General features: G+C 50.8%; 14 protein-coding genes. 11 read left to right on the top strand and 3 right to left on the bottom strand.

The window, feature by feature from the left end; translation table 11 throughout:
* The first annotated feature begins 386 nt into the window (after positions 1-386).
* The 3 genes from NF543_RS23225 to NF543_RS23215 all read left to right on the top strand — a co-directional run bounded on the left by NF543_RS23225 (position 387) and on the right by NF543_RS23215 (position 2,214).
* Entirely contained in the window at positions 387-734 is a 348-nt protein-coding gene (locus tag NF543_RS23225; protein ID WP_257670596.1) for a hypothetical protein, read from the top strand.
* Between the two features lie 29 nt (positions 735-763).
* Positions 764-1,750: an RpnC/YadD family protein gene (locus tag NF543_RS23220; protein ID WP_257670595.1), complete on the top strand. Its 987-nt coding sequence runs from the start codon at positions 764-766 to the stop codon at positions 1,748-1,750.
* Positions 1,751-2,016: 266 nt separating this feature from the next.
* Positions 2,017-2,214 (top strand): hypothetical protein, encoded by a 198-nt coding sequence (locus NF543_RS23215; RefSeq protein WP_257670594.1) that lies wholly within the window; start codon positions 2,017-2,019, stop codon positions 2,212-2,214.
* Between the two features lie 96 nt (positions 2,215-2,310).
* Here NF543_RS23215 and NF543_RS23210 read toward each other — a convergent pair whose 3' ends face one another.
* Positions 2,311-2,628, bottom strand: a complete 318-nt coding sequence (locus NF543_RS23210; protein ID WP_257670593.1) for a hypothetical protein — start codon at positions 2,626-2,628, stop codon at positions 2,311-2,313.
* Between the two features lies 1 nt (position 2,629).
* Between NF543_RS23210 and NF543_RS23205 the strand changes: the two genes are divergently transcribed.
* The 3 genes from NF543_RS23205 to NF543_RS23195 are packed head-to-tail and all read left to right on the top strand — an operon-like array spanning position 2,630 to position 3,579.
* Positions 2,630-2,854: a hypothetical protein gene (locus NF543_RS23205; RefSeq protein ID WP_257670592.1), complete on the top strand. Its 225-nt coding sequence runs from the start codon at positions 2,630-2,632 to the stop codon at positions 2,852-2,854.
* Positions 2,835-3,248 (top strand): putative toxin-antitoxin system toxin component, PIN family, encoded by a 414-nt coding sequence (locus NF543_RS23200; RefSeq protein ID WP_257670591.1) that lies wholly within the window; start codon positions 2,835-2,837, stop codon positions 3,246-3,248. Before NF543_RS23205 ends, NF543_RS23200 begins: the two co-directional genes overlap by 20 nt.
* 31 nt (positions 3,249-3,279) lie before the next feature.
* A complete protein-coding gene (locus NF543_RS23195) occupies positions 3,280-3,579 on the top strand; it encodes a hypothetical protein (protein WP_257670590.1) in 300 nt (99 codons plus the stop codon).
* Positions 3,580-3,878: 299 nt separating this feature from the next.
* Here the strand turns inward: NF543_RS23195 and NF543_RS23190 are convergent, their stop codons facing one another.
* Complete coding sequence (locus NF543_RS23190; RefSeq protein ID WP_257670589.1) at positions 3,879-7,973, bottom strand: hybrid sensor histidine kinase/response regulator transcription factor; 4,095 nt, start codon at positions 7,971-7,973, stop codon at positions 3,879-3,881.
* Between the two features lie 287 nt (positions 7,974-8,260).
* Here NF543_RS23190 and NF543_RS23185 point away from each other — a divergent pair, with 287 nt between their 5' ends.
* Positions 8,261-11,578 carry a SusC/RagA family TonB-linked outer membrane protein gene (locus NF543_RS23185; RefSeq protein WP_257670588.1) on the top strand — a complete coding sequence of 1,106 codons (3,318 nt, stop codon included), beginning with the start codon at positions 8,261-8,263 and terminating at the stop codon, positions 11,576-11,578.
* A gap of 12 nt (positions 11,579-11,590) precedes the next feature.
* The gene (locus NF543_RS23180; protein WP_257670587.1) at positions 11,591-13,621 is read left to right on the top strand and encodes a RagB/SusD family nutrient uptake outer membrane protein; all 2,031 of its coding nucleotides are present in this window, start codon (positions 11,591-11,593) and stop codon (positions 13,619-13,621) included.
* 64 nt (positions 13,622-13,685) lie between these two features.
* Here NF543_RS23180 and NF543_RS23175 read toward each other — a convergent pair whose 3' ends face one another.
* A complete protein-coding gene (locus NF543_RS23175) occupies positions 13,686-13,877 on the bottom strand; it encodes a hypothetical protein (protein ID WP_257957560.1) in 192 nt (63 codons plus the stop codon).
* Positions 13,878-13,929: 52 nt separating this feature from the next.
* Between NF543_RS23175 and NF543_RS23170 the strand changes: the two genes are divergently transcribed.
* The 3 genes from NF543_RS23170 to NF543_RS23160 are packed head-to-tail and all read left to right on the top strand — an operon-like array spanning position 13,930 to position 17,339.
* A complete protein-coding gene (locus NF543_RS23170; protein WP_257957559.1) occupies positions 13,930-15,135 on the top strand; it encodes a family 43 glycosylhydrolase in 1,206 nt (401 codons plus the stop codon).
* A 48-nt stretch (positions 15,136-15,183) separates the two neighbouring features.
* Positions 15,184-16,554 carry a Gfo/Idh/MocA family protein gene (locus NF543_RS23165; protein WP_257670586.1) on the top strand — a complete coding sequence of 457 codons (1,371 nt, stop codon included), beginning with the start codon at positions 15,184-15,186 and terminating at the stop codon, positions 16,552-16,554.
* Between the two features lie 44 nt (positions 16,555-16,598).
* Positions 16,599-17,339, top strand: a complete 741-nt coding sequence (locus NF543_RS23160; protein ID WP_257670585.1) for a 3-keto-disaccharide hydrolase — start codon at positions 16,599-16,601, stop codon at positions 17,337-17,339.
* The last annotated feature ends 1 nt before the right edge of the window (position 17,340 follow it).

The following is a 17,340-nucleotide window of genomic DNA, read 5'->3' as shown; positions in this document are numbered from 1 at the left end:
GCACCGCAGTAATTTTTCCCTTTTCGTTTGACAGATATTGGACACCCATACAGCAAATATAATCAAGATTAGCATCAAAAACAAATGTCCGGAGGAGGTTTGAACTCAAAATTTATTTTCTCTTAAAATACTCGAAGACTTCTTTCTTCGACGCCTCTCCTTTCAGCGTCTTCTTGGTTGTTTTCCGTTTTTCCAGTTCCTTGCCGACATAAGGGGCTAGCAATCCCATCTATATCCTCCNCTTCGACGCCTCTCCTTTCAGCGTCTTCTTGGTTGTTTTCCGTTTTTCCAGTTCCTTGCCGACATAAGGGGCTAGCAATCCCATCTATATCCTCCTTCTGGCCGTCTATGGCATCGATAGTGTGCTTACCATCATCCACCGGCTCATGAAGCGCGAGAACATCTTTGAGGCGCACCGCAGCCACCTCTACCAATACTTGGCCAATGAGGCAAAAGGGAACAGCCTACTCATCTCGTTTACTTATGGTCCATTGCAGGTGCTAATCGGCTTGCTCGTCATACAGATAGCTCAATGGGATACGTCTTTGCAATGGGTGTATGCCTTGGTGATAAATCCATCCAATATCACGAATGGAAAATGTTGCGGGATTTCCTACCAGCATTGCGGCATCGGTCACCTTTCCGAAAAGCGGTATACGACCCTTGGTGCGGACCGCGGCGTAACGCAGTGTAAACGTAAAACTAAATTTGTTAGTTTATTGCTTTTTGTGTAAGTTTGCTTTCAACACCATACCGTGAAAACATGGCCGACACCGAAAACAGCGTAAAAACCAACGGCAGGCAGGACGACCGCCTCTGGAAGGCCGTGCTGGAGCATGTCTTCCGGGATTTCCTGCGGTTCTTCTTCCCCCAAGACAGCGGACTGTTCGACTTCCGGAAAGGTTTTGTTTACTTGGACAAAGAGATGGACGAGCTTTTCCCCGAGCATAGGCAGGGAGGGAATAAAGGCGTGCGCTATGTGGACAAGCTGGTCAAGGTGTTCCTCAGGGACGGCGGCGAGCAATTCATACTATGCCATGTGGAAGTGCAGTCGCAGAAAGGGAAAGGCGATCTGGCCAGGCGCATGGCGGATTATTACATCAAGCTCCGTGAAAAATACAAGGCCCCCATCACGGCGATCGCCATACTCGGGGACGGCAATAAAAGCTACCGCCCGTCAGGCTACGAGGAGGGCTTGCTAGGCACCAAACTCACCTATGAATTCACCAGCTATAAGATATTGGACCAGAACGAGGTCGCGCTGCGTGCCGACCCCAATCCGTTTTCGGTGGTGGTGCTCACAGCGCTGATGGCCATCAGGCGCAAGAGTATGGATGACGATACCCTGCGGGGCATCAAACGGGACCTCTATTTCGAAATGAAAGCCAGGAAGATACCAAAGCACACCCGGACAGGTATTTACGACTTTTTAAAATACTACGTTTCTTTTGTCGATCCAAATCAATTCGCTATCTTTGAAGAAGAAACAGCACAAATAGAAGGAAGGAACACCGAAGCTATGGGAACAACGGAATATTTATTGGATAAGGCCGAAAGGCAAGGAATCCAAAAAGGCATAGAAAAAGGCATAGAAAAAGGCATTGAGAAAGGCGAGGAAACTAAAAGTTATAAAGTTGTAGCCAACCTAATCCAGCAATTGGGCTTAGACGATGCAGCTGCGGCAGGGATCGCTGAGGTCCCCATCGATTTCGTTCGCAAGGTCCGCGCTGTTTTGGCCAAAAAGAAATAGGGTACCCTATCCTATTATCCATATAACACAAGCCATACCCCAAAGGATATGGCTTTTTATTTCCTCACAAATTCAGTATTGCCCGGCCTCTGTTGATGATGGTATATTAGGTAGTGGTTTTTTCCGGAGGATTCTCCGATGGCAATGGGGTGGGGGATTTTACTCTTAAATAAAAAACCTCACATCCGACAGGTGTAATAGGCACGCTCAAATGGTTGTAAATTAAACTCGTTTTGCGTATTTTTGTATCATAAAAAATTGATCAAATGACAACATTGATTATTGAGAGTTCCGATCCAAAGAATGTGAAATTGCTTACTGAGTTGGCCAAGAAACTGGGGGATCGCGTGAAATCCATCAGTGCCACGGAAACGGAAGACTTGCTTTTAGGGGATTTGATGAATTCAGTGAAAACCGGAGAGTATGTGGACAAAGCCGACGTAATGAAAGCGTTGCGGTCCTAGTTTGACTTAAGTCCAAGCTTAACCTTCCATGAACCTAAAATTTTAAAATTTGACAAATCTTTTTTAAAGTCTGTTGAGAAAATTAAGGATGTCTCATTAAAACGGAAAATTGCGGATGCCATCGACAATGTGGAATCTGCTAAAGATCTGAATGAGGTTAAACAACTTAAGAAACTGAAGGGTTACGAAGCGAAGTTCGATTTCAGCAAATTGACGGTTTTTGAGGTATCGGTAAAGCTCTCGGAAAAACGCATTATTTGATTTTTGACTATCCAAAGGGCTACCCGAAACCACCCAAAAGACTACCCAAAGGCTTTCAAAATGATCTTCTTGATTTGCGGTAAACGATGCAGCGGAATATCCAATGAGCTTTAGACGGCTTCTTTTTTGATAATAATTGAGTATCTTTGACATTATGGATACGTTACAAGTTGATATTTTGAATCCAAAGGCGGAGAGATTGCTTAAAGATTTAGCTTCGTTGGGTTTAATTGAAATAAAACCTTTGGCTAACGATGGCTTCCTTGAAGCAGTTGAAAAAATCCGTTCCAAAGCCAAGAGGGATATTCCGAGCTTGGAAGATATAACCCAAGAGGTTGAATTGGTAAGATCGCAACGTTATGCCAAGAAAAAGGCATAGGGTAATTATCGATACTAATCTCTGGATAAGTTATCTGCTGTCCCCAAATTTCAAGAAGCTGGATGCCATTCTTGCTAGGAAAGAAATTAACCTATTGTTCTCTCAAGAACTATTAGACGAATTAATAACAGTTACCCAAAGACCAAAATTCAAGAAGTACTTTAATGCAAAGGATGTATCATCGCTATTATACCAGTTGAGAACAAGGGCAGAGTTAGTCAATGTTACCAGTATAGTACATGTTTGCAGGGATGATAAAGACAATTTTTTATTGGGTTTGGCTGAAGACGGAAAAGCTACTCATTTAATAACAGGCGATAAGGATTTGTTGATTCTGCAGAAGCATAAAAAAACAACAATTGTTTCAATAGCAGATTATCTTCGAAATCATTAAATTTAACCCATCAGCTTCAGCCAGGCGGGTAGTGTTTTTTTCAACAATTCTTTATCCTGAACTCACATTTACCTCTTTCTGTGAGGCAAAAGGGAACAGGCTACTCATCTCGTTTACTTATGGTCTATTGCAGGTGGTAATCGGCTTGCTCGTCATACAGATAGCCCAATGGGATACGTCTTTGCAATGGGTGTATGCCTTGGTGATATTGGGTGGGCTGGCGCTGGTGTATGTGGTGATGAAGATGTATTTGCTGAAGCGGTATGTGGGGTATCCACAGCCAATTTACTTTGAACCTGTGATGGCCCAAGTGACGTTTCACTTAACTTGAGCCAGAGAGGATAGCTTTTCTATTTCAGCAGCGTCCCGTCCTTCTCATATTGCTCCACGATGCCACGCTCTTATCTTTACCGCATAGGCGGAGCCGTGCTTTTTTCAAATTGAGCCACGGTTTTTTCATGGCTTCGGCAAGATGCATATGGCCGGGAGGCACGGTTGATACAACCAATTCTTGCTGATTGCTTTCCAGTAAATCGGAAAAAGCAGAAAGTGCTGTTCAAAGTGGGGAAACATCATATTTGTGGCCGATCAAAGTTTCGATTGCGTCACTAATTTCCGTACGCTCATCTCCTATTTTACGGGCTTTTTTATCGTGTGGTTTTTCCTCAGGGTGGCGGCATATTTCCGTTTATATTCTGAAGGGTTCATCCCGAAAAGCTTCGAAAACTGCTCCCTGAAATACTTGATATCATTAAATCCGGCCGCGAAAGCGGCTTCGCTGATATTTTGATTGGTGCTGATCAGCAGTTGCGCGACCTTGCGCAAGCGGATAAACCGGATGAATTCGCTGGCCGACTTTCCTGAAATCGACTTGATGCGCTTGTATAGATTCGGCCGGCTCATATCCAGTTCATCAGCCAGCGCGCTCACATTGAAATCTGGGTTGTTCAGCTGCAACTCGATCAGCTTGATGCACTTTTTCAGAAACTCGCTGTATTCGACGGGAATTTTATGGTCGTTGCTTTGCAGGGTGATTTCATTATAGAAAAATTGCTGCAACCGATTCCGGCTTTTGATGATGCTGGACACCCTGGCAATCAACAATTCGTTGTCAAAGGGTTTGGTCATGTAGTCGTCGGCTCCGCCCTCGATGCCTTTGAGCTTGACATCCGTGGATGAACTGGCCGTGAGCAGGATAACCGGTATATGGCTGTACAGCGGATCCTGCTTGATGCTTGAACATAAATCGATGCCAGTCATGCCGTTCATCACGACGTCGCTGATCACAATATCCGGTTCGTGTGTCTTGACCAGTTCGAAAGCATCATGCCCATTGTCGGCCTCGTATACCGTGAAGTCGTTTTCAAAAAGCCGGTAAATGTATTGCCGGATCTGCTCGTGGTCATCAACGACCAGCATCACAAGGCGATCGGAAATGACTTTAGAGACCTGATTCAGCTCCTTTTTGGCGATCGGCAATCGTGCGGCCTCCTCTCCAATCGGTGCTTCAGGGAGCAGCTCATCCAAGAAAACAGAATGCTCCCCGATGTCCTCGAACACCAAATGGCTGTCGAGGTGGTTTCTTCCCTCCAGCAAATGCAGGGTAAAACACGTCCCCTCCCCCGCAACGCTCGTATACGAAACGGACCCACTGTGGGCCTCGGCAAACGTTTTGACCAGAAACAGACCGATCCCGAATCCCTCTACCGCCTCTCCGTTGCTCGTATAGTCCCTGTGGAAACTGTTGAACAGTGCATCGCCCACATGCGGCGGGATACCGAACCCGGTGTCTGTTACGGTGATGTCGATGCCATCTCCTGCACGGGCCAGCGATACCTCCACGCTGCCCTGTTCGGGTGTAAACTTGATGGCATTGCTGATCAAATTGAACAGGCAGATTTCCAGTTTTTCACGGTCGCCGAGTACTTCAATATGGTCTGCGTCGCAGCTAAAGCGATAATCCAGCTGACGCGACGATGCATGCTGTTTGAAGCACAGAAATACTTCATGGCATAGGTTGACGATGTCCAACCGAGATAATCTCAATTCATCCATGCCGCTGTCCGCCTTCCGGAAGAGCAGCAGCTTGTCGACAAGGCTGAGCAGCCTCCTGGAATTCCGGTAGATGTTCGTCAGCTCCTCAGGATCGGTCATCTTGTTTTTGCTGTCGTACAGCATATCCTTGATGGGATTGACAATCAGTGTCAGCGGCGCGCGGAATTCATGGGAGATGTGGGTAAAAAAGGCAATCTTTTTCTCGTTGAGCTCCCGTTCTTTTTCCACCGTGACCTCGGCCAGCTCCAGGTGATGTTTCAGCTTCATCTGCCGCCGGTCGTAGTGCACGTACGCAGCGACGGCGGCCAAGGCCAGGCATAAATACAAGCCGTAGGCCCAGGGTGTGCGCCACCACGGTGGCAGCACCTCGATGGCCATGGTCCGTTCGAGCCCCGTCCATAGGCCGTTGGCGTCGGTAGATTTGATGCGCAGCGTATACTTGCCTTCATGCAGCCGAGAGTACCGCGCCGTCCGTTCGCCATTCACATAGTTCCAGTCGTTGTCCCATCCCTCCAGAAAGTAAGCGTACCTGATCTTATCCGGAAAAGAAAACTCCAATGCCGCAAACCCGAAGGTAAGCACCGCTTGATGGTACGGAATAACCAGCTTCTTTATGGTCAACAGGCTCTCGCCGTTTTCGTTGGTCCGATCAAACGGTTGGTTGTTGATGTGGAGGTCCGTAAGCACCATCTTGGGAGCGACGGATTCCAGGCGAACACCATCGGGATGGAATATGTTGAACCCGCGGATGCCACCAAACACAAATTCCCCGGATCTCAGCCTAAGGGCGGCATTGTAGCCGAATTGGTTGCTCTGCAATCCGTCTGATTCGAAAAAGTTCTGGAAGGTTCCGGCGGCGGGATGGAATTTCGATAGGCCATGATGGGTGGATATCCAAAAATTGCCCTTGCTGTCCTCCAACAGCTTCAGTAAGGTATTGCTGGGCAGGCCGTCCGATTCGGTGTAACGCCTGAACGTTTCGGTGACAATATCAAACTCCAGCAAGCCGCCTCCATTGGTACCGAGCCACAATACGTTGTCTTTTCCTTTGTGGATAAAGCGGATAGGGTGGTCAACCGGATACCGGTGTTTTGACCTGGACGCCATATCAACCCGGACAAGCTCCCCGTAATTCCCGAACCAAAGCACGTCGCTTCCGTCTTCCAATAGGCTGAGTACACTGGACACATCCATGTCAAACGGTTCAAACCGACCGGACTGCGCGTTCAACAGGAAGACGTGCCCGCCTTTAAGCGTAGTGGCCCAGATGCGGCCTTTGGAGTCCTCGTAGAGCTGCCAAATATAGGGGTTTTCATCGCGGGCATTGTTTTCCTTGCATGCATACCGGATAAACGATTGCGACCGGCTGTCCCATCGGTTGATGCCTCCGCCATACGTGCCTACCCAGATGTTATTTTTGCGGTCACGCAATACGCTCGTCACGTAATTACTGCTCAGCGAACCGTTAGCAGCGTCTTCGGCTCCGAAGCGCTTGAACCGGTTGGTCTTCCTATCCCAATTGATCAACCCACCACCGTCGGTACCGATCCATACCGATTGATCGCCATCTTCAGCCAGGGACAACACGAAATTCTTGGCACTTACCATGCCATTGGGAACCGGGTACTGGATACGCTCAAAATTCCGTTTATTGGGATCGATGATGTTGATGCCGCCCCGCAATGTGCCAATCCATTGACGGGATTGCGCATCTTCATACACCGCAAACACCGCATTGCTGGTTAGAATACCTCCTTCGTCATTACTCCGGATGTGCTGGATGGCTCCGGAAGCGCCATCCAGCACATTGATGCCCCCGCCATCCGTGCAAACCCACAACCGGTTGTCTTTCCCCAAGTAGAGTGCGGAAACGCTGTTGGACGACAGACCGTCTTGGCGGCTGTATCTTCGGTATTGTTCCGTGGTAGGGTCATAGCGGAACAGGCCCTTGTCACTTCCGATCCAGACCATTCCGTCTGGCGTTGTGCAAAGCGTGGTCGCCTCCCGGAGGTTGTGGGAAGCGATGCGTACGGAATGATGCTGGGAATCGTAGTAGCACAGTCCCACGTGCTGGACGAAAAGCCATAACTTGCCATCTTCATCCACAGCTATGCCATGTACCGAATAGCTGTGTTTTTTATGATATCCCTGCATGAGCGGTATGCTATGTCCCACGGGCACACCGTCCTGGCCATCGGATATTGCCAGCAACCCGACTCGTTCACTTCCGGCAAAAAGCTGTCCCGAGGCATCGATCGCGAATCCGTTGATGGCGGATCTGAGGGGCTGATGCTCCCGGTTGGCCGATGTAATTCGTAGGCGCCTGAAGGTGGAGCCGTTTTCCCCCAAGATAGCTGCCCCGCGTTTGGTGGCCACCCAGATGCGCTGCCGGGCATCTTCGATGATCGCCGAAACCCCGTTGTCGGGTAGTGAAGTCTCGTCATCCAATATGTGCTTGTACGCGCGGAATTCGTAACCGTCATAACGGTTCAAACCATCGAATGTGCCGATCCACATGAATCCATGCCTATCCTGATAGATGCAATTGACATAGTTGTTGGATAGACCATGTTCAATGCCCAGATAGGTTGCCTGAATCTTCTCCCCGGAGAAGGCGTGGCAGGTGCTTATGGCAAACCACAGGAGGATGGGCAGTACTTTTCCTGTCATGAGTCGGCGGTGTTTATAATTGAACATGCCAGATAAATATCGGAAAAATTTCCCGTTGGCACCAAATGCATGTATCCGGACGGCATTTTGTAGCGTTTTGACCCCCCAGATAGTTTATACACCCCCCTTGGTTTCGGTATAAATTGCCAATAATTGTCCCAGCCAACCAAGTTAGGAAAGAGAGTTGCCATCATGGAATAACGCTACTATGCTTTTAAGGGCTAAAAGCCTCTATTAACCAATGTAAATTAGTTCACCAGTTTAACCACTTAAAAGTTATAAACCAAATGTGTACAAATTATGATGTGTTGCAAGGCCTGTGCAGAACCTGCCGGGGCTTGATCAATCTAAAGGCGATGAAGCTGTTTGCCGTGCTTGCCGTGGCAGGGGCTATCAACGCCAACGTATTTGCCGGGGATCGACATATCCCACAGCAGCTGGAGGTGCGGGGTACCGTATCCGACTCGTTGGGCATGTTGCAGGGGATATCCGTGCTGGTAAAAGGGGCCAACCAAGGGACAGCCACCGACCAGCAGGGGCGCTATTCCATCCGCATAGCGGACAGGAATGCGGTGCTGGTATTCTCCATGATGGGCTACCAGACGCAGGAAATACCGGTAAACGGAAGAGCCGAAATCCATGTCGTCATGTCATCGGCCAGTTCAGCGCTTGACGAGGTCGTTGTCGTGGGCTTCGGCAGCCAGAAGAAGGTAAACCTGACCGGGGCCGTGGGCGTTGTGGATGCGAAAGCGCTGGAATCCCGCCCGGTAACTTCCGCCACCCAAGCATTGCAGGGCTTGGTGCCGGGCCTGAAGATCACCACTAGCTCCGGGGCGCTGGACCAAAATATGGGTATCAGCGTTCGCGGCACCGGCACCATCGGCAGTTCAAGCGGGGCGCCATTGATCCTGATCGACGGCATGGAAGGCGACCTGAATACCGTGAATCCGCAGGACATCGATAATATATCCGTATTGAAAGATGCCGCCGCATCCTCCATCTATGGATCGCGTGCGCCGTTCGGTGTCATCCTGGTGACCACCAAGTCCGGCAAGCAGGGCAGGATTTCCATCAATTACAACAACAGTTTCCGCTCCGCCAGTCCCATCAACATGCCCGAAATGATGGATTCGTACACCTTTGCGGTGATGATGAACTCCGCACTGATCAACAGCGGACGGACCGCGAGGTTTTCCGACGAGACCATGCAAAAGATGTTGGATTTCCAGGCGGGAAGACTGACCGGCGGGCTCGACCCGGCAGACAACGGTACCGATGCCTGGGAAGATGTCTGGGCGCTTGGCTATGCCAATACGGACCTGTACAAAGAGACGTATAAGCGTAACGTCTTATCAAACGAACATAACCTGAGCGCTACGGGCGGGAGCGAGAAGATGACCTATTATGCTTCCTTCAACTACCTCGACCAGGGCGGGCTGCTTATCCACGGCTCGGACGGCATGAAACGGTATAACCTGACAGGGAAGATCAATTCGACCCTTACCAATTGGCTTAAGTTCAACTACAGCTCTCGCTTTACACGTACCGACAACTGGCGTCCGACAGCCTTCAGCGGCGGTTTTTATAATTATTTTGGCCGGCAGAACTGGCCCAACATACCGGTCTATGACCCCAACGGACACATCTTCGCCCCCAACATCATTGGCCTTGAATTGGGCGGGCAACGCAATACACAAACCGACCAGCAGTATCACCAGGGAGCTTTTATTCTCGAACCCGTCAAAAACTGGGTGACGAACGTGGAATTGAACTACAGGATCGAAAACGGTGGGGTCAAGCAGGCTACATTGCCGGCTTACGCCCATGATGCCATGGGCAACGTGGTAGACACGAGAGGCACTTCCAGCCTGTACCAAGATCAGATCAAGGAGAATTACCTGAACATGAATGTGTACAGCAATTACTCGCACACCTTCAACGAAGTCCACAATTTCAAGGTGATGGGTGGCTTTCAGATGGAAGAACTGGATCAGCGTTTCTTCTCCGCGTCCAAAACCGGGCTGGTATCAACCGACCTGACCGAATTTGATTTGACGACCGGGTTGAACGGTGCGGGTGTTGCCCAGCCACCGGTAATCAGCGGCTACAGCAACGAATGGGCAACGGCTGCATTTTTCGGCAGGTTGAACTATGACTATGATGGTCGCTACCTGGCGGAAGTCAACTTGCGTTACGATGGCACCTCACGCTTCCGTATCGGCAACCAATGGCAGTGGAACCCATCATTTTCCGTCGGATGGAATATCGCAAGCGAACGTTTCTGGGCACCGCTCACGGACGTTGTCAACCAGTTGAAGCCGCGGTTTTCATATGGCCAGCTGGGTAACCAAAACACCAATAACTGGTACCCGACGTACCGGGCGATGACCCTATCGCCCCTCAGTGGTGCGTGGCTACAAAATGGCATCCGTCCCAATACGGCTGCAATCGGCGGACTGGTAAGCACATCGCTGACCTGGGAAAAAGTAAGGTCGTGGAATATCGGGCTGGATTATGGCTTGCTTAAAAACCGATTGACGGGGGCATTTGATTATTTTACCCGCTACACGGATAACATGGTGGGCCCAGCTCCTGAGCTGCCGGCCACCTTGGGTATCGCTACGCCACAAACGAATAATACCGACCTGCACACGAAAGGGTGGGAGGTTTCCATTGGATGGAGCGATCGCCTTGCTAACGGATTAAGTTATGGCATCAACCTGAACCTCTCTGACCAGATCACGATCATTGACAGCTACCCGAACAACAAGACCAATTCCATCAACACCTATATTGCTGGCCAACGCGATGGCCTGATCTGGGGATACGAAACCGTCGGCATCGCCAAGACCCAGGCAGAAATGGACGCCCACCTCACTTCCCTGCCAAACGGCGGTCAAAGCACGCTAAGCTCCCAATGGGGAGCGGGCGATATCATGTACCGCGACCTCAACGGGGATGGCAAGATCAGTGCCGGTTCGCGGACGTTGGGCGACCATGGCGACCTGAAGATACTCGGGGATTCGTACTCCCACTATTTCTTCGGCGTGGACCTCACGGCTGCCTGGAAGGGGTTTGATTTCCGTGCCTTCTTTCAGGGTGTCCTGAAGCACGACATGTGGGTGGGTGGCGATGCCACCACGAACAATGAAGGGGGCGGCGGCCAATTCTGGGGTGTCCGCGGCAACAGGAGCGAGTGGCATATGAGGGGCTTTATACAGCACAACGACTATTTCCGCGCCGAGCCGGTAGGCATGCCGGGGTACGAGGTCCCCGCAAACCTTGACGCTTACTTCCCCCGTCCGTTGATCAGCCCCTCCAGCGCCGACATCAGCAATGGGAAGAATCAGATGGTGCAGAGCCGTTACATCCAGGATGCGCGTTACGTGCGGCTGAAGAATATCCAACTGGGTTACTCCCTACCGGGCTCCTGGATGCGTAAAATCAATTTTTCCAACTGCCGTCTCTTTATGTCGGGCGAAAACCTGTTCACCTTCAGCCCGTTGTTCGCGGTGTTCGACCCCGAGACGGTAAGCGGCGGCGTGGGGGGCAATGCCTATCCGCTGTCATCTACGCTATCATTTGGAGTAAGTGCAACTTTTTAACGCAATAGTATCATGAAAACAAATAACATCTATATAGCCTTGTTGGCATTGACCATCGGTGGCGGGTTCACTTCCTGTGAGAAATTCCTTGAGCGCGAACCGCTGTCTACCTTAGCCCCAGAAACCTATCTCACAGAGGCCTCCCAATTGCAGGCCTATGCGGATGATAGCTATCCGCGTATCCTTCCGTCAAGCTCGGGCAATTCATACGGGATTTTTGCCCAAGACCAAGGTACCGACAACCAGATTTCCACGAATGCACCGAGCCGTTTCGCCACCGGCCTGTGGCGGGTGCCCAACAGCGGCGGAGATTGGTCGTTCCAAAACATCTATCGACTCAATTTTTTCTTTTCCATGGTCAATCCAAGATATGGCGACGATCTGGGCGGGGCACAAAATACCATTTCCGGCAACCTGGCCGACGTGCAGCACTACATCGGCGAAATGTATTTCCTGCGTGCACTCGAATATTTCAGTCGCTACCGGCAATTCGGCGACTTTCCGATCATCACCGAACCGCTTGCCGACGACCTTGCGGTGTTGACGAAGGCCAGCCGGCGTTCGCCGCGCAACGAAGTGGCGCGGTTCATCCTGTCCGACCTAGACAAAGCCATTACGCTGCTGGCAGCCAAGGATATGGCTACGACCCGTATCAACCGCGATGTCGCCCTGCTGCTGAAGTCGCGGGTGGCCTTGCATGAAGGTACTTGGCTGAAATATTTCAAGGGTACCGCGTTTGTGCCCAATGGGGATGGCTGGCCCGGTAAAGTGAAAGATTACAACGCCAACTACCAGTTTCCTGGCGGTAGCATTGACAGTGAAATTGATTTCTTCCTCGGGGAAGCCATGTCGGCCTCAAGGGAAGTGTCGGAAAAATACAAGAACACCCTCACCCAGAATACTGGCGCGCTGCAACAGGCAACGACGGAGCCCGCCAATCCCTACTTCAATATGTTCGGGTCTGAAAACCTGTCGTCGGTACCCGAAGTCTTGCTCTGGCGGCAGTACGCACTCGGTATACTGGGGCATGACGTAGCGCTTGCCGCCAACCAAGGGAATTGGGGAGTAGGTGTTACCCGCGGCTATGTGCAGAACTTCCTGATGGCAGATGGGACACCGGTCTACGCAAACGGCACCTATGCCGATGGCAACGGATACTACATGGGCGACAAGACGATTCGGGATGTCCGTGCCAACAGGGATTCCCGCCTGTCGTTGTTCCTCAAGGAGCCGGGGCAGCACAATATCCTGGTGGTGAGCCAGACCGGTCTAAACATCAACTATGAGGAACCCATCCCCAATATCACCACCGGCGATGCACAGCGGGGCTATACAACCGGTTATGCTTTACGGAAAGGGGGCAATTTCGACACCAAATACCATGTCCAGAATCAGGGTTATACCGGCATCATCATCTATCGCGCGGCCGAGGCGCTCCTGAACTACATGGAAGCTTCCTACGAACGGAACGGATCGTTGGACGCTTCCGCGCGGGAGTACTGGCAGATCATCCGCCGCCGTGCCCACGTGGGCGATGACATCGATGCAACGATTGCCGCCACCGATATGGGCAGGGAGGCTGGAAATGACTGGGGCGCTTATTCCGCCGGACAGGTGCTCACCGATAAAACGCTGTACAACATCCGTCGCGAGCGACGCAGCGAGTTTATTTCGGAAGGGTTGCGCTACATAGACCTGTGCCGCTGGAGGGCGATGGATCAGCTGATTGCCGGTCCCTACATTCCGGAAGGTTTCCACCTGTGGAATACACCGATGGAGAGCTGGTACACCGACCTGCGGGCCGATGGGACGGACAATGCCAACGTTTCTTCGCCCGCCCTCAGCGAATACCTGCGTCCATACCAACGGAATGCCAACCAGTTGGCCTATAATGGATTTACCTGGAAGATGGCCCACTACCTGACACCGATTGCGATAAACCAGTTTCTGCTGACGGCGCCTGATGGGCAAACGGTCTCCGACTCGCCAATTTACCAGAATCCTTACTGGCCTGCGGCAGCGGATCAGCCGGCAATGGAGTGAAACGGGGCTGAAACCAATTAACGATACGCAATTTGACAAATAGTATAACCACGATCCGAATTAATCAACGTATGGAAGAACGAGTGATTTCCCCATTCCAAGAGCCGTTGCTGGCATTGTTTATCTCGATTTTATATCTGACGGCACCGTTTTTCAGCCAGGCACAGGAGGGCAATGCCAACGCGGCCATCATCCTGAACGGCGTCCCTTGGTTTGATGACAACGGGAGCATCGTCAACGCCCACGGCGCCTGCATCGTCGAGGACGGTGGGCGGTACTATCTTTTCGGCGAGTATAAGACCGACAGCGTGAACAGGTTTATCGGCTTCAGTTGCTACTCCTCTGCTGACCTGGCCAATTGGAAATTCGAGCGCATCGTGCTGCCGGAACAACGAGATGGGCTGTTGGGGCCCAACCGTGTCGGCGAACGGGTAAAGGTGATGAAATGCCCCACCTCCGGCGAATACGTCATGTACATGCACACGGACAACAGGAAATACTCGGATCCGCATGTCGGATATGCCACTAGCAAAACCATAAACGGGGAATACGAATTTCATGGCGCCTTGCTGTATGACGGCCAGCCAATCCGCAAATGGGACATGGGCACCTTCCGGGATACCGACGGGCAGGGCTACCTGCTCATCCATCACGGCGATATCTACCGGCTGAGCAAAGACTACCGTTCCGCGGAAAAAAAGGTCGCCAGCTTCATCCCGGGAGTGGGCGAATCGCCGGCCATGTTCATGAAAGATGGATTGTACTATTTGCTGAGCTCCAACCTCACCAGCTGGGAGCGCAATGATAACAAGTATCACACCGCACCGTCCGTTGAAGGTCCATGGGAAGAACGTGGGCTGTTCTGCCCGGAAGGCTCGCTGACCTACAACTCGCAGTGTTCCTTTGTGTTCCCCCTTGTACGTGGCAACGACACCATCCCGCTTTATATGGGCGACCGCTGGTCGTTTCCGAACCAAGCCGACGCGGCTACGCAGGTGTGGCTGCCCCTGCAAACCAATGGCACCAAACTGTCCATCCCCGAATACTGGCCCTATTGGGATGCCAATAGCCTGGAGCCCGTGGCGTTTCCCGAAGATGTTTTGGTGACACTGCCGCCGAATACCGCCCTGGCTTCGAACAGAAAAGGGGATTTGATGCGCATCCCATACAACGGCTTGCCGGTGGGCCTCATCGGAGAAAGTGGTCCACACGGCGGTTATGCGCGCGTAAGCATCACCGGCAATGACGGGACGACTTTCCATACCTCGCTGGTCGATTTCTACAGCAAAGTGCCGGATACGGGCTTGCGTTTTGTTACCCCACCGCTGCCGGGGGGAGACTATACCCTACAGGTGGAGGTGTCGAGGGAGCAAGGCGTCTGGTTCAACAAACGCGGCGACCGGTATGGATCGGAGGGGTATTGGGTGCGCGTCCACCAGCTTGTGGTCTTTCCCCATGGACACGCAGGTAGTACCCGTAGGCACATCGCACCTTCGGATTACAGCCAAGAATGAAACGGTCAATATACAATCCATATAATTATAGCTATTAAATACACTGTTATGGTACACGACAACCGACGGGATTTTTTGAGGAAATCCCTAATGGCAACAGGGGCTGTGCTGGCTTCGGGCTCAGCGCTTTCACACCCTGCCATATTGAATCAAAAGCGCCCTAATGATCAGATTAATGTGGCCGTTATCGGAATTAACGGGAAGGGGAAACACCATTATTCCCGGTTCTGCCAGATTCCGAACACACGGGTGACCGTCATCTGTGACGTCGACGAGCGGCTGTTCCCTGCTGCAATCAAGGACATAGAAACGCTGTCGGGTTTTAAACCCAGAACGGAAATAGACATCCGCAACGTACTGGAAGATAAAGATGTAGATGTCATATCCATCGCTACGCCCGACCACTGGCATACGTTGATGACCGTGTGGGCTTGCCAGGCCGGAAAGGACGTATATGTTGAAAAGCCCGTTTCCTATACCATCGAAGAAGGACGGAAGATGGTAGAGGCTGCCCGCAAATACGGCCGCATCGTGCAAGCTGGAATGAACATGCGGTCGGAAGCGTCGGTCCAGGAAGCGATGAAATTCCTGCATGAAGGGAAGTTAGGGGATATTTATATGGCAAAAGGCGTTTGCTTCAAACCAAGGAACAGCATTGGCCATCTTAAAGATTCCAACGTGCCTGAAGGAGTGCATTGGGACTTATTCCTGGGGCCAGCACCGGAAAGGCCATTCAATCCGAATAGGTTCCACTATAATTGGCATTATTTCTGGGACTATTCCACCACGGAAATGGGGAATATCGTCCACCAAATGGACTTGGCACGTTGGGGGATGAATAAGCACGAGCATCCGGTAAAAGTGCATTCGGCCGGAGGTATGTTCGTGTGGGATTCCGACCAAGAAGTACCCAACACGCAACATGTAATCTTCGAATATGCGGATGGCAAAATCCTGCAATACGAGGTTCGCGGTGTGTACTCCAATGAAGAAGGCGACGTCAGCGTGGGTAACCTCTTTTTTGGGAGCGACGGTTGGATGACGTCTGCTGGAGGATGGAAAACCTTCTATGGAGGTACTGAAGGGGTGTCAGACCCTGATTATACGCCCGGTTTTCCCAAGAGGATCGAAAAGCCGGGGCCCATTATCCAGCAAATGGATTTATCCGCTTATCCCAAGACAGACCATTATGAAAACTTCATCAACTGTGTGCGTAGCCGGAAGCGGGAAGACCTCTATGCCGATATTATTGAGGGACACCGATCGGCCACGTTGAGCCACTTGGCGAACATCTCATTCCGGACAGGAAGAAAACTGATATTCAACCCGGATACGGAAACGTTCAACGGTGATACAGCGGCAAATGCGTATTTAAGCCGTCAATACCGTTATCCGTATATCATGCCCAAAGAAGTATAAAATAAATAACCATCATCAGGAGTTAACGAAAATCGTATATTGGCATGGACAAAAATCAAGCGTTGCATATAGCTGCCATATTCATGGCTATTGCATGTGTATTTTGCATAAGTAATCCAGCTTCTTCACAGGAAGTTGGGCCCAATGCATTGACAAAAAAAGAAATGGAGGAAGGCTGGGAGTTGCTTTTCGATGGTAAAACAACGAACGGTTGGCGTGGCGCAAATAAAGCGTCGTTCCCCGAAAAGGGCTGGGTCGTCGAAGATGGTACGTTGACCACGCAGCATAACGGTGGCGGTGGCGACATTGTGACCGAAAATATGTACAGCAATTTTGAGTTATCCGTCGATTTCAAAGCGCCGGTAAACGCAAACAGTGGGATAAAATATTTCGTACTGGAGGATGTATATGAAGCGGGCAAAGCATTGGGCCTTGAATACCAAACACACGATACGGGCATAAGGCCGCTGGATGATGGCAGCCTGCATTCCATTGCATGCCTTTATGAATTACTGCAGGCTACAAACCGTGTGGTAAATCCGGCCGGGGAATGGAACAGTGCCCGTATTGTTGCAAGGGGGATTTATGTTGAACATTGGCTGAACGGGATAAAGGTTTTGGAATACGAACGAGGTGGAAAACAGTTTCGTGAAGCAGTGGCTAAGAGCAAATTCAAAAATTATCCGAATTTTGGGAAAGCACTGAAAGGTCATATCCTGTTGCAGGATCATGCTGACTTGACCGCTTTCAGGAATATTAAAATCAGGGAATTGAGTTGTAATTAAA

The organism is Parapedobacter tibetensis (assembly GCF_024704835.1).
Lineage (GTDB): Bacteria > Bacteroidota > Bacteroidia > Sphingobacteriales > Sphingobacteriaceae > Parapedobacter > Parapedobacter tibetensis.
This window is presented reverse-complemented; position numbering and strand designations above follow the sequence as displayed.